We start from the raw sequence: 12,264 nt of genomic DNA on the forward strand, positions 1-12,264 counted from the left end.
GCTTCACAAGGCAACACGCCGCGGGGGGTCCGGGAAGTCCCCGCCGGGTGCCCCGGCGCAGAACAAGGTGCCCGCGGTGGTGGGTTGATGTCGTTCGCATAACGATTCGGTTCCGCCCCCCGGCAGGCCGGGGGGCGAACCCCCGTCAGGCCGCGGCCTCCTGCTCCTCCAGACGGGCGTCGAACTCCCGGACCGCCGACTCCGCCGCGTACGGCTGGAGCCGCGTCCGCAGGTCCTCCAGATACTCAGCGCCGCGGTTGGAACGCAGCGTGGACAGCAGCTCCACGGCCTGCGCCCCGGTGTGGCAGGCCTGTTCGACCTCGCGCTGCTGCACCTGCGCCTGGGCCAGCACCAGCAGCCCGATCGCGCGCCGCCGCGCCTTCTCCGGGCCCAGCGCGGACAGCGCCTCCTCGGCACGGCGCGCGGCCTGCGGCGCCTGGTTCAGATCGCGGTGGCAGTGCGCCAGTTCGTCGGCGAGATAGGCCTGGTTGAAGTGGGCGATCCAGTCGGGGTCGTCCTCCGGGACCGAGCGCTCCAGCGCCTCCACGGCCTGCCCGGCGACCGCGCCGCAGGCCCGCGCGTCGCCCATCTGCGCGTGGCCGCGCGCCTCGGCGGCGTAGAACATGGCCTGCGCGGTCGCGGTGACCTGGCCGCGGGCGCCCTCCTGCGCCGCACGGGCGAGTTGGGCGATCTCGCGGGGGTTGCCGAGCTGCGCGGCGAGATGGCTCATCCCGGCCGCCAGGACGTAACCCCCGTACGCGCGGTCGCCGGCCGCCTGGGCCAGCCGCAGCGCCTGGATGTAGTAGCGCTGCGCGAGCCCGGGCTGCCCGGTGTCGACGGCCATGTAGCCGGCGAGTTCCGTCAACCGGGCCACCGCGGAGAAGAGCTGACGGCCCGTCGCCTCGCGGTAGGAGCCCGCGAGGAGGCCGGAGACCACGCTGTTGAGGTAGTGCACCACCACCGGGCGCACATGGCCGCTGCCGAACCGGTGGTCGAGTTCGTTCAGCGCCCGGGTCGTGGCCCGCACCGCTTCCACGTCGGACATGCCGACCCGCGGCCCGCCGGTGCGCGCCACCTGCGAGTCGGCGCGGGTGATCAGCCAGTCGCGGCTCGGCTCGACCAGCGCGGAGGCGGCCACGGACGACCCGGTCAGGAAGTCCCGGCGGCCGACGTCGCTGCGCCACAGCTCGCAGACCTGCTCGATCGCGCCCAGGACGGTGGGCGAGAAGTGCAGGCCGACACCGGTCGCCAGGTTCTTGCCGTTGGCCATGCCGATCTCGTCGATCGTCACGGTGCGGCCCAGCTTGCGGCCGATGGCCTCGGCGATGATCGCCGGCGCCCGGCCCCTGGGCTGCTGGCCCCGCAGCCAGCGGGCCACCGAGGTCTTGTCGTAGCGCAGGTCGAGGCCGTGCTCCGCCCCGCACATATTGACCCGGCGGGCCAATCCGGCGTTGGAGCAGCCGGCTTCCTGGATCAGTGCCTGCAGCCTTTCGTTGGGCTGACGTGCGACGAGCGGTCGTGCGGCCATGGGCTCCCCCTCATAGCTGCCGCTTGTGCGGGACCTCAAGATCCCTTGCCTGAAGATCCCTTCCCGGTACGCGCCTCTCGGATTCGCCGCAAACGCCATAATTTGCGGCGGGATGCATGCCTACACACCCAAGAGTGATTACCCGGATCATGTACGACCTCCACCGCGCGCCCCCGTACGTGCATCCGTGCGCCCGTCATGACCCGCGAGGTGGACTCGTCACCGCCCGTAACCCGTGCTCAGCGCCGCAGTTGTGATGGTCGTGGAAAACACCGTGGACGACACCCTCGCAGCCCCCCGGCAGACCGCCGGCCAACTCCTCGACGCCGCGGTCGGTTACGCGGAGGAGCGGCACTGGGATGTGCTCCCCGGAGCCTGGCTCACCGAAGGGACCGGACCGGTGGCGGGCCCCGGCGGCCGGCGCGCCGCGTTCTGCTCGTGCGGCGAGCCCCGGTGCCCGCGGCCCGGCGCGCACCCCCTGAGCGCCGACTGGATCGGGCAGGCGAGCGGGAGCGCCGCCGCCGTGCGCCGGATGTGGCTGGCCCAGCCGGACGCCTCCGTCCTGCTGCCGACCGGCCGCGCCTTCGACGCCATCGACGTCCCCGAGGCCGCCGGCTGCCTCGCGCTCGCCCGGATGGAGCGCAGGGACCTGCCGCTGGGCCCGGTGATCGGCACCCCCGACCGGCGGCTGATCTTCTTCGTGCTGCCCGGCGCCGGGGCCAAGGTGCCCGGGCTGCTGCGGCGGCTCGGCTGGTCGCCGTCCACGCTCGACCTGGTCGTACGCGGCGAGGGCGACTGGATCCCGGCCCCGCCGACCCGCCTGGCGGGCGGCCAGACCGTCCAGTGGGCCCGCAAGCCCACCGCGGTCAACCGCTGGCTGCCCGACACCGAGGAACTGCTCGGCCCCCTCGCCTACGCGTGCGGAGGGACCAGGTAGCCACCGGACTGTGGGCGGGGCGGCATAGGCTGGGCGGATGCCGAACGAACCCGTCACGCCGCCCGCCGTGCGCGTCCAGGGACTCTGGAAGCGCTTCGGGCAGCAGACCGCTGTCGCCGGGATCGACCTGACGCTGCCCGCCGGTCACTTCGTCGGGCTCGTCGGTCCCAACGGCGCGGGCAAGACCACGACACTGTCCATGGTCACCGGACTGCTCCGGCCGGACGACGGCACGGTCGAGATCGCCGGGGCCGACGTCTGGCGCGACCCGGTCGCCGTGAAGTCCCGGATCGGCGTGCTGCCCGAGGGACTGCGCCTGTTCGAGCGGCTCACCGGGCGCGAACTGCTCGCCTACACCGGGCGCCTGCGCGGCATCCCGGGAGCCGAGACCGACCGCAGGGCGGCCCAGCTGCTGGACGTCCTGGACCTGGCCGGGTCCGCGAACAAACTGGTCGTCGACTACTCGACCGGCATGCGCAAGAAGATCGGGCTCGCCGCGGCGCTGCTGCACAACCCCGAAGTGCTCTTCCTGGACGAGCCGTTCGAGGGCGTCGACCCGGTGTCCGCCCAGGTGATCCGGGGCGTCCTGGAGCGCTACACGGCCTCGGGGGCCACCGTCGTCTTCTCCTCCCACGTCATGGAACTGGTGGAGAGCCTGTGCGACTGGGTCGCCGTGATGGCGGCCGGCCGGATCGTCGCGCAGGGGCCGCTCGCGGAGGTCCGCGGGCAGGCGGCGACCCTCCAGGACGCCTTCCTCACGCTCGTGGGGGCGCACGACCGGGCGGCAGGCCGCGAGCTGGACTGGCTCGGCGGCGGCGGGACCGGCGGCGCCGGCGGCCGGGGAGCGGGACGGCCGTGACCGGGACCTTCGTACGGCTCAAGCTGTCCGTCATCCGCAACGGACTGCGGCAGTCGACCGGCCGCACGGTCGGCTGGATCGTCGGCACGCTCGTCGCCCTGATGTACGCGTTCGGCGTCACCGTGGGCCTGGTCGTGCTGCACGGCCACGACTACGCGCCCGTCGCGGCCGTCGCCGCCGGGACCGTCCTCGCCGTCGCCTGGACGGCGATGCCGCTGTTCGTCTTCGGCGGCGACGAGACCCTCGACCCCACCCGGCTGGCGATGCTGCCGCTGCGCCCCCGCCCGCTGATCCGCGCGCTGCTGGTCTCCTCCCTGGTCGGCGTCGGACCACTGCTGACCCTGCTGGTGACGGCCGGGGCGGCGGTGGCCGTGGCCCACGGGGCGGCGTCGGTGGCGGCCGCGGTCGTCGCCGTGCCCCTCGTGGTGGTGCTGTGCGTGGCCCTGTCGCGGGCCGTCGCGGCCGCCAACACCCGGCTCCTCACCAGCCGCAGGGGGCGCGACCTGGCGCTGCTGAGCGGTGTGCTCGTCGCCGTCGGCGCCCAGTTGGCCAACCTCGGCGCCAACGCCCTGGCCTCCGGCAACGGCCTGGAACGGCTGGAGGGCGTCACCTCGGTACTGCGCCGGCTGCCGCCCGCGTCCGCGCTCGACGCGGTGCGGGCCGCCGGCGCGGGCGCGTACGGGCTCGCCGCCGCCGAACTCCTCTGGACGGGCGCGGCGCTGGCCGGCGTCCTCGTCTGGTGGCACCGCAGCCTGGACCGGCTCATGACCCGCCCCGACTCCTCCACGCTCCAGGCAACGCGCCCTACGCGGGCCCGCAGCACGCGCTCCCTGTTCCCCGAGGGCCGCGCGGGCACCGTCATGGAGCGCCAGTTCCGCTACGCCTGGCGCGACCCGCGCACCAAGGCCGCGTGGGCCACCGCGCTCGCCGTGGGACTGCTGCTGCCCGTGGTCTCGGCCGTGCAGCACGGCAGCGTGTACTCCGCGTGCTGGGCCGCCGGACTGCTCGGCCTCCAGATGTACAACCAGTTCGGCATGGACGGCTCCGCCTTCTGGACCGTCGCGGCGACGATCTCCTCGCGCGAGGACGCCCTCGCCGAACTGCGCGCCCGCGCGCTGGCGATCGCCATCGTGGCCGTCCCCTACGTCGCCGTGGTCACGGTCGGGACGGCGCTGCTCCTCGGCCGCCTCGACGCGGCACCGGAGACGCTCGGGCTCTCCTTCGCCCTGCTCGGCGCGCTGATCGCCACGGGCGCGTGGGCCAGCGTCCGCTTCCCGTACTCCATGCCCCGGGAGAACCGCTTCGGCAGCTCCGCCGCCCCGGGGCAGGGCAGCCTGGTCTGGCTGAGCCTTGTGGGCGGCGCGGGCACGGGGACCGTGCTCACCCTGCCGGTGCTCGCCCTGCTGATCTGGCTGCACGTGGCGGACCGCCAGGGCGCGTTGTGGCTCGTTCTGCCGGTCGGCTGCGTCTACGGGGCGCTGCTGGCGGTCGTGGGCGTGCGGGCGGCTGCGCCGGGCTTGCGGGGGCGGCTGCCGGAGATTCTCGCGGCGGTCAGCAAGGGGTAGCGCTTCGCTTGTGCGGGGTCTCTTCGGTGCGGGCCCGTTGGGGCTGGGCGCGCAGTTCCCCGCGCCCCTTTGGGGGTGTCCTGGTTGGGCGTTGGCCTCGTGCGCGGGGGTGGGGCTGGGTTCTTTGCGTGATGGTTCGTTGGGGCTGGTCGCGCAGTTCCCCGCGCCCCCTTGGGGCGCGTTTTCTTGGGTGTTCGCTTGTTCGGCCGGGTTGGGGCTGGGCGCGCGGTTCGTCGTGGCTCGGGGTCAGAGGCGGGAGAGGGATGCCGTGGCGAGGAGGATGTCGCGGATGGCGTCCGGGTCGCCGCCGCGGCCCGCGGCGATGCGGGTGGGCGGCAGATGGCCCGCGGCGAGCTGGCAGAAGTCGATCTGGTCGACCGCCAGTTGGGCGACGACGTTGTCGGGAGAGCCGACGGCGCCCGGGGAGTCGAGGCAGATGTACCAGTGGCCGCCGCCCTCGCCCTCGACGTGCAGGTCGAGGGTGCGGCCGGGGGCGCCCGCGCGCACCAGCCGCGCCGGGGAGTCCGCGAGCCCGGCCTGCCGCAGGCCCGCCAGCGCCAGCGGGAGCATGCGCGCGGCGAGGTCGATCATGCTGTTGAGGTGCGCCGGCGCGGGCGGCCCGTACTCGGGGTAGTCCAGTGCCTGGGCGATGTCCTCGGCGTGGATCCAGCACTCGAAGGCACGGTCGATCAGGGCGTCCCGCATGGGCACCACGACGTCCGCGAAGTCGACGGGCAGGCCGCCGGTGCCGGTGCCGGCGAAGGACAGGGTGCGCACGATGTCCCGGGTCTGGGTGCGCCACTTGTTGCGCACGAAGCCGCGGGTGTGCTGCCGGCAGCGTTCTCCCGCCAGTTCGGTGCGCTCCAGGCGGGTGCGGGGCGCACCGGGGCCGAGCGGGTCGTCGAGGCCGAGCGCGGTGGCGACGACGCCGTCCACGGAACCGAGGTGGGCCAGGACCCCGCAGAGCGTGAGTTCGCGTTCGCCGCCCGCCCAGACGAGCTGGACCGGCAGTTCCCACTCGTTCTCGCCGAGGTCGGACAGGAGCGCGTCGAGCCGGGCGGTCTCCGCGTCGTAGGGTGCGGCCCACTGGGGGACGGGGATGCGGGCGGGGCGGCGTCCGAGGCAGCCCTCCAGGACGCGGGCGCGCAGCAGGGGGTCGAGGTCGAGGGACTCCTCCTGGTGGAGGAGTTCGACGGCCCGGCGCAGCCGCAGTGCCTCGTCCGCGCACGGCGCGCACGCCGTCAGGTGCTCGTCGACGGCGAGCGACTCGTCGCGCGAACAGGCCGACAGCGCCCAGGCACCCAGGAGGGAGCGGAGCACGCGGTGGTCGTACCGGGGCTGTTCGGGCTGCATGGTCACGCTTTCCGGGAGCGGGCCGTCCTCGGCGGCGCCGCGGGGCATCGGCACACGGGGCGGGGTGGCCCCGTGCGGGGAGGTGTCGCCGTCTCCGGCGGGTCCGGTCACAGGGCACGCCCCTCGGGGGCGGGGTCCTGCATGGCGGTGGAGAGCAGTTGCAGTCCGAGCCGGAGCCGGCGGCGGGCCTCGTCGTCGGTGACGCCGAGGTCGACGGCGGCGGCGCGGTAGTCCATGCGGCGCCGGTAGGCGAGGTCGAGCGCCTGGCGCAGCGGTTCGGGCATGGAGGTCACGATGTAGTCGGCGCGGGCGGCGGTGTTGGCCTCCCGGACCCGGGTCTCGACCTCCTCGGGGGTGCCCTCGCCGTGGCTCTCGGCGAGCCGCAGCCGGTGGACGGCCTGCTTCTGCGTGAGCCCGGCGATCCAGGAGCGCAGCGAGCCCTGCTTGGGGTCGTAGGCGTCCGGGTTCTCCCAGATGTAGCCGAAGACCTCACGGGTGATCTGGGCGGCGGCCTCCTCGTCGTCCATGACGCGGTGGGCGAGGGTGTGCACGAGGGAGGCGAAGCGGTCGTACAGCTCGCCGAGGGCTGCCTCCTCGCCGCGGGCGAGGCGCTGCTGCATCTTGCGGTCCCAGCGGGGTGGTGCCGATGCCGCCATGCGTCGTCCCCCCTCTTCACCTTTGTCGCCGTCGCCCGACTCCGGTCGTCCTGCCTCGCATCGAATGTATCCGCCCGGTGCTGCCGTGTACGCCGCCTTGGGGCAAGCTTCTGCCGAAACTGATCAATTCTGGTAATGCGTTATCTGTGTGTGACCGAAAGATTGCGAGGAAGCAGCCTGGGAAGGGCATAGGTTCAACAGAATCGGTGCCAGGAGAAGGGCCAGACAGTGGCGTTGAAGGTGACGCACGACGAGCGGGACGGCTGGACGGTCCTGACCGTCTCCGGCGCGTTGGACCTCGTGACCGCCCCCACCGTGCGCGGGCACGTGCACGAGGCCGTCGCCGACGGGCGCCGCGACCTGGTGCTGGACCTGGCCGGGGTGGACTTCTGCGACTCCAGCGGGGTCGGCGTGCTCATCTCCGCGCGGCGCCTGATGCGTTCCTGCGCCGGGCGGCTGCGCCTGATCCTGCCCTCCGACGTGCGGGGGACCAACGCCGCGCACGTCAACAAGGTGCTGGCCGCACTGGGGGTGCGGCGGCTGTTCGAGGTGTTCCCCGACATCGCGGCCGCGACCGACGACGAGGCGGGACCGCTGTCGGCCTGAGGCGCGCGAGGTCCTACGAGTCCGCGGGGGCCGGCCCGAGTGTGGTGGTGCCGATCGCGGCGCGGTGGCCGAGCCCGGTGCGGTAGGCGTCCAGCGCGGCTTCGACCCGGCCGGCCCGCCGCAGCAGGTCGCCCAGCAGCCGGCAGATGTCCGCCAGGTCCCCGGCCGCGCCCGCGCGTTCCAGCAGGGCCAGCGCGGAGACGTAGTGCTCCTCCGCGGCCTCCGGGTCGCCGCGCTCCTCGGCGAGCAGCCCCAGCAGCCGGTGCGCGCCGCCCGCGTGGACGGCGCCGCGCCACGGGCCGAGCTGGTCCAGCAGCCGGGTCAGCAGCTCCTCGGCCTCGGCGGACTTGCCGCGCCGGCGCAGCACGTCGGCGAGTTCGACCTCGACCTGCACGGTGAAAAGCACCGAGCGCCCGGCCACCAGCATGTCGCGGGCGGTGCGCAGTTCGCGCTCGGCCTGCTCCAGGTCGCCGTCCTGGGAGTGGACGTAGCCGCGCATCCAGTGGCAGTGCGCCAGTTCCGTGTGCAGTTCGAGGCGCTGGAAGATCTCCTGGGCCTTGGCGAGGGAGGCCTCGGCCTCGCCGGTGCGCCCCGCGACGATCAGCGTGCGGGCGATGCTGCGGTGCATCAGCGCGACGAGGGCCGGGTCGGCCGCGTCGGGTGCGAGGTTGAGCGCCTGCTCCGCGGCGTGCGCGGCGCGGGCGTAGGCGCCCAGGTCGGTGTACGGGCCGATCGCCGCGACGTGCAGCATCAGCAGGGCGTCGGGGTCGGGGCTGCCGCCGGACGCCGCCTCCGCCTGGAGCCGTGCGATGCCCTCTTCCAGCAGGTGCGCGGCGTACCGCACCTCACCGGCCAGCAGGTGCGTGACCGCCCGGCCGCGCAGCGCGGTGGCCCGGTGCGCCGGGGCCGCCTCGGGGTCCGCGTCGAAGAGGCGTCCCGCGTTCTCGAAGTGGGCCCGGGCCTCCATGAGTTCGCCCGCGTCGAGCGCGGCCTCGCCGAGGCGCAGCCGCACCTGAGGATCGTTCAAATCCTCGTCCAGGACGTCTTGCGTTCGGTCCTGGTCGTCCTGTGCGCCCACCGTGCCCCATTCCCTCCGGATCTCTTGCGGAGGAGGTTACGCGGCTTTGCACCGGCCATGCCTCACGCTTTCGTAAAGCGGTTCCCCGGTCGAGGTGCGCGCAGGTCGCGCGGTGTCCCGGCGGCTGGAGGCACGGCCGCCGTTTCCCACCCGGATCCGGGTGGGAGGTGCATCCGCACGGGAAACGGGCATGGGTCCTGGGGTGCGGGGCGGCCGGTCGCGGACGGTGGGGACCGCATGCGCGGAACGCCCGGGCAATGGCGCCCTTTGCGGCATTTATTGAGGCATGTCGGAATCGTCGGATATAAGGGGTGAGCGGTGTCGATATCGGGTTGTGTCCGAGGTGTGACTCGTCACGCCATGGAGTCGGGCGTCACCTCGGGTACGCTCCATCGGGTGCGTGTGGTGCAGGAGCGCGACGTGAGCAGTCGGAGCACGGCCCGGGGGCCGGGCAGGCGACCGCCGTCGCGCTGTGCGTATTCGCCCCGTATTGAGCCCCGCACAGTATGCAGCACCCCTCCCCCTTCGCGCTGGAATATGCCCGAAGCGCTTGTTGGGGTGACTGTCGGTCAATCATGCTGTGTCGCGAAGGGGTCACGCTTGGTGACCTTGCCGAGGCGCGAGGCGATGTGTCCGCCGGTTCGGATGGTGTGAGCAGTGCAGATGCTCCAGGTTCAGCTAGAGGTAGGCCCCGACCCGGCCGAGGTGGGCCGGGCCCGCAGCTGGGCGCGTTCGCGTCTGGCCGGTTCCGGCATAGGGGCGGACGAGCCCGTCGCCGAGACATTGATCCTGCTGATCTCCGAACTGGTCACCAACGCGGTCGTGCATACCGGCTGCCCCGCGGTGCTGCGGATGCTCTTCCGGTCCTCCGGCGCCTCGCAGGGCCAGGAACGCGACACCGTACGGGTCGAAGTGGCCGACACCAGTGACGCGCCGCCGCGGCCGCGCCACGCGGACAAGGACGAGACGGGCGGGCGCGGCCTGGAGCTGGTGGACGGCCTGGCGGACCGCTGGGGCTGGCAGCGCGAGGGTGCGGGCAAGCAGATCTGGTGCGAGATCGACCGCTGCGCGCGAGGTCAGGCGATCGTGCCGCCGCAGGCCACCGGCGGGCTGATCGGCCGCCCGGCGTTCTGAACCCCGCCGGCGGGCGCGCCGAGGGCTCAGCGGATCGCCGTGTCCCGGAAGGTGCGGCGGTAGGCGGTCGGTGAGACGCCGAGCGCCGCCTGGAGGTGCTGCCGCATCGAGGCCGCGGTGCCGAACCCGGCGTCACGCGCGACCTGGTCGACCGACAGGTCGCTGGACTCCAGCAACTGCCGGGCCCGTTCGACGCGCTGCTGCACCAGCCACTGACCGGGGCTCGTGCCGACCTCCTCGCGGAACCGCCGGGTGAAGGTGCGCACGCTCATCGACTCCTTCCCGGCCAGCTCCCGCAGTGACAGCGGTCGGTCCAGCCGGCTCAGCGCCCAGGCCCGCGCGGTCGCCGTCGTGGCCAACTGGGGTTCCGGAAGCGGCCGCTGGACGTACTGGGCCTGGCCGCCCTCGCGGTGCGGGGGCACGACCGTGCGCCGGGCGCTGGCGTTGGCGACGGCCGCGCCGTGGTCGCGGCGCAGCAGGTGCAGGCACAGGTCGATGCCGGAGGCGACGCCCGCCGAGGTCAGGATGGTGCCGTTGTCGACGTACAGGACGTCCGGCTCCACCCGCACCCGGGGATACAGGCGCTGGAAGTGCTCGGTGCTGGACCAGTGCGTCGTCGCGCGCAGTCCGTCGAGGTAGCCCGCCGCGGCGAGGAAGTACGAGCCGGTGCAGATGGAGACCAGCCGGGTGCCCGGGCGGATGCGGGCGAAGGCCGCCGCGAGACCGGGGGTGAGCCGGCCCTCGGAGTGGGCGCTGTCGCGTTCGTGCGCCGCCGGGACGATGACGGTGTCGGCCTCCTCCAGGATCTCGGGGCCGTGGGGCACGGCGATCTCGAAGTCGGCCTCGGCGCGCACGGGACCGGGACCGCCCGGGGTGCAGGTGCGCACCTCGTACAGGTCCGTTCCGCCGGGGGTCCGCGCGCCGCCGAAGATGCGGTGCGGGATGCCGAGTTCGAACGGGATCACCCCGTGCTGCACCAGGACGGCGACACGGTGCGGCCGCACCGGGCCGGCGGGTTCTGCGGCGGCGTTCTCGGCGGACTCCAGCGGCGTGGCCATGGCCCGATCCTTGCACATCATGGCCATCCGGCCACTCGTTGTGCGGGAATCGTTGCCCGATGCTCATCTGGTGACGCAGACTCCGGAGCTTCCCGCCCAGCCCCTGAGGGACCTCGCCCTCCCCGACGCCCGTCCGCCGCGCGGCCCGCGGGTGCACCGCGCCTGGTACGTCGCCGCCGCCGGCTTTGTCACGCTCGTCGGCGCGGCGGGCTTCGCCTCCCTGCCAGGACTGCTGATCGAGCCGCTGCACAGCGAGTTCGGCTGGTCGCGCGGCATGATCGGGTTCGCGGTGTCGGTGAACCTGGCACTGTACGGGGTCACCGCGCCGTTCGCCGCCGCGCTGATGGACCGCTTCGGCATGCGCCGGGTCGTCGTCGCCGCGCTCCTGACGATCGCCACCGGCGCGGGCCTGACCGTCTTCATGCGGCAGAGCTGGCAGTTGGTGCTGCTGTGGGGCGTGCTCGTCGGGCTCGGCAGCGGCTCCATGGCACTGGCCTTCGCCACCACCGTCACCAACCGCTGGTTCGACAAACGCCGCGGCCTGGTCACCGGCATCCTCACGGCGGCGGGCGCGGCCGGCCAACTGGTCTTCCTGCCGGGGCTGTCCGTGATCGTCGAGGATGCCGGCTGGCGCTCCGCCACGCTCACCGTCGCCGGTGCCGCGCTGCTGGTCGCGCCCTTCGTGTGGCTGCTGCTGCGCGACCACCCGGCCGATGTCGGGCTCGCCCCCTACGGCGCCGCGCAGTTCGTGCCCAAGCCCCCGCCGGTGACCGGTGCGGCCGTCCGCGCGCTCAGGGCGCTGGCCGGCGCCGCGAAGGGCGGGCCGTTCTGGCTGCTCGCGGGCACCTTCGCGATCTGCGGCGCGTCGACCAACGGACTGGTCAAGACCCACTTCGTCCCCGCCGCCCACGACCACGGCATGCCGGTGACGGCCGCCGCGTCGCTGCTCGCCGTCATCGGCGTCTTCGACATCGCGGGCACGATCGCCTCCGGCTGGTTCACCGACCGCTTCAGCCCGCGGCGCCTGCTGGCCACGTACTACGGGCTGCGCGGGCTGTCGCTGATGTTCCTGCCCGTGCTCATGGCCGGCAGCGTGCAGCCGCCCATGGTGCTGTTCATCGTCTTCTACGGCCTCGACTGGGTCGCCACGGTCCCGCCGACCATCGCCCTGTGCCGCGAGTTCTACGGTGCCGACAGCGCCATCGTCTTCGGCTGGGTCCTCGCCTCCCACCAGCTCGGTGCCGCCCTGGTGGCCTTCCTCGGCGGCGCGGCACGCGACGCCTTCGGCTCCTACGACCTCGTCTGGTACGCCTCCGGGGCGCTGTGCGCGATCGCCGCGCTCCTGGCACTGGTGATCCGCCGGGGCAACGGCACGACTCTGGCGGCCCCGCTGGCCGCCTGAGGCGCTGCGGCCGGTGGCCCGTCACCCCGCCCACGGCGGCCGCGGCGGGTCTGCTTCTTCTGCCGGCTCACCGCTCGGGCCCCGGGGA

General features: G+C 73.7%; 11 protein-coding genes. 6 read left to right on the top strand and 5 right to left on the bottom strand.

The window, feature by feature from the left end:
* Nucleotides 1–145 precede the first annotated feature (145 nt).
* Nucleotides 146–1,528 (bottom strand): transcriptional regulator, encoded by a 1,383-nt coding sequence (locus tag ACIP64_RS29540; protein ID WP_401592516.1) that lies wholly within the window; start codon nucleotides 1,526–1,528, stop codon nucleotides 146–148.
* 256 nt (nucleotides 1,529–1,784) lie between these two features.
* Between ACIP64_RS29540 and ACIP64_RS29545 the strand changes: the two genes are divergently transcribed.
* From ACIP64_RS29545 to ACIP64_RS29555, 3 genes are read left to right on the top strand one after another with little or no spacing between them, the layout of a single operon-like run.
* Nucleotides 1,785–2,465, top strand: coding sequence for a bifunctional DNA primase/polymerase (locus ACIP64_RS29545; protein WP_401592600.1), 681 nt, complete (start codon nucleotides 1,785–1,787; stop codon nucleotides 2,463–2,465).
* A gap of 37 nt (nucleotides 2,466–2,502) precedes the next feature.
* Nucleotides 2,503–3,324, top strand: coding sequence for an ABC transporter ATP-binding protein (locus tag ACIP64_RS29550; RefSeq protein WP_401592518.1), 822 nt, complete (start codon nucleotides 2,503–2,505; stop codon nucleotides 3,322–3,324).
* On the top strand, nucleotides 3,321–4,889 hold the full coding sequence (locus ACIP64_RS29555) for a transporter (protein ID WP_401592520.1): 1,569 nt from the start codon (nucleotides 3,321–3,323) through the stop codon (nucleotides 4,887–4,889). The genes ACIP64_RS29550 and ACIP64_RS29555 overlap by 4 nt, the downstream gene beginning before the upstream one ends.
* 246 nt (nucleotides 4,890–5,135) lie before the next feature.
* On the opposite strand, the gene ACIP64_RS29560 is transcribed toward ACIP64_RS29555, so the two are convergent.
* The gene (locus ACIP64_RS29560; protein ID WP_401592522.1) at nucleotides 5,136–6,353 is read right to left on the bottom strand and encodes a maleylpyruvate isomerase N-terminal domain-containing protein; all 1,218 of its coding nucleotides are present in this window, start codon (nucleotides 6,351–6,353) and stop codon (nucleotides 5,136–5,138) included.
* A complete protein-coding gene (locus tag ACIP64_RS29565; protein WP_401592524.1) occupies nucleotides 6,350–6,898 on the bottom strand; it encodes a sigma factor in 549 nt (182 codons plus the stop codon). Before ACIP64_RS29565 ends, ACIP64_RS29560 begins: the two co-directional genes overlap by 4 nt.
* A 228-nt stretch (nucleotides 6,899–7,126) precedes the next feature.
* Here ACIP64_RS29565 and ACIP64_RS29570 point away from each other — a divergent pair, with 228 nt between their 5' ends.
* Nucleotides 7,127–7,504: an STAS domain-containing protein gene (locus ACIP64_RS29570; RefSeq protein ID WP_401592526.1), complete on the top strand. Its 378-nt coding sequence runs from the start codon at nucleotides 7,127–7,129 to the stop codon at nucleotides 7,502–7,504.
* A gap of 13 nt (nucleotides 7,505–7,517) precedes the next feature.
* Here ACIP64_RS29570 and ACIP64_RS29575 read toward each other — a convergent pair whose 3' ends face one another.
* Nucleotides 7,518–8,543 carry a tetratricopeptide repeat protein gene (locus ACIP64_RS29575; protein WP_401592602.1) on the bottom strand — a complete coding sequence of 342 codons (1,026 nt, stop codon included), beginning with the start codon at nucleotides 8,541–8,543 and terminating at the stop codon, nucleotides 7,518–7,520.
* 696 nt (nucleotides 8,544–9,239) lie between these two features.
* On the opposite strand from ACIP64_RS29575, the gene ACIP64_RS29580 reads away from it, so the two are divergent.
* Nucleotides 9,240–9,716, top strand: a complete 477-nt coding sequence (locus tag ACIP64_RS29580) for an ATP-binding protein (RefSeq protein WP_401592528.1) — start codon at nucleotides 9,240–9,242, stop codon at nucleotides 9,714–9,716.
* A gap of 26 nt (nucleotides 9,717–9,742) precedes the next feature.
* Here ACIP64_RS29580 and ACIP64_RS29585 read toward each other — a convergent pair whose 3' ends face one another.
* Nucleotides 9,743–10,774: a GlxA family transcriptional regulator gene (locus ACIP64_RS29585; protein ID WP_401592530.1), complete on the bottom strand. Its 1,032-nt coding sequence runs from the start codon at nucleotides 10,772–10,774 to the stop codon at nucleotides 9,743–9,745.
* A gap of 70 nt (nucleotides 10,775–10,844) precedes the next feature.
* Between ACIP64_RS29585 and ACIP64_RS29590 the strand changes: the two genes are divergently transcribed.
* Nucleotides 10,845–12,176 carry an MFS transporter gene (locus ACIP64_RS29590; RefSeq protein ID WP_401592532.1) on the top strand — a complete coding sequence of 444 codons (1,332 nt, stop codon included), beginning with the start codon at nucleotides 10,845–10,847 and terminating at the stop codon, nucleotides 12,174–12,176.
* Nucleotides 12,177–12,264: the final 88 nt, after the last annotated feature.

The organism is Streptomyces sp. NPDC088733 (assembly GCF_044751185.1).
Classification (GTDB): Bacteria; Actinomycetota; Actinomycetes; order Streptomycetales; family Streptomycetaceae; genus Actinacidiphila.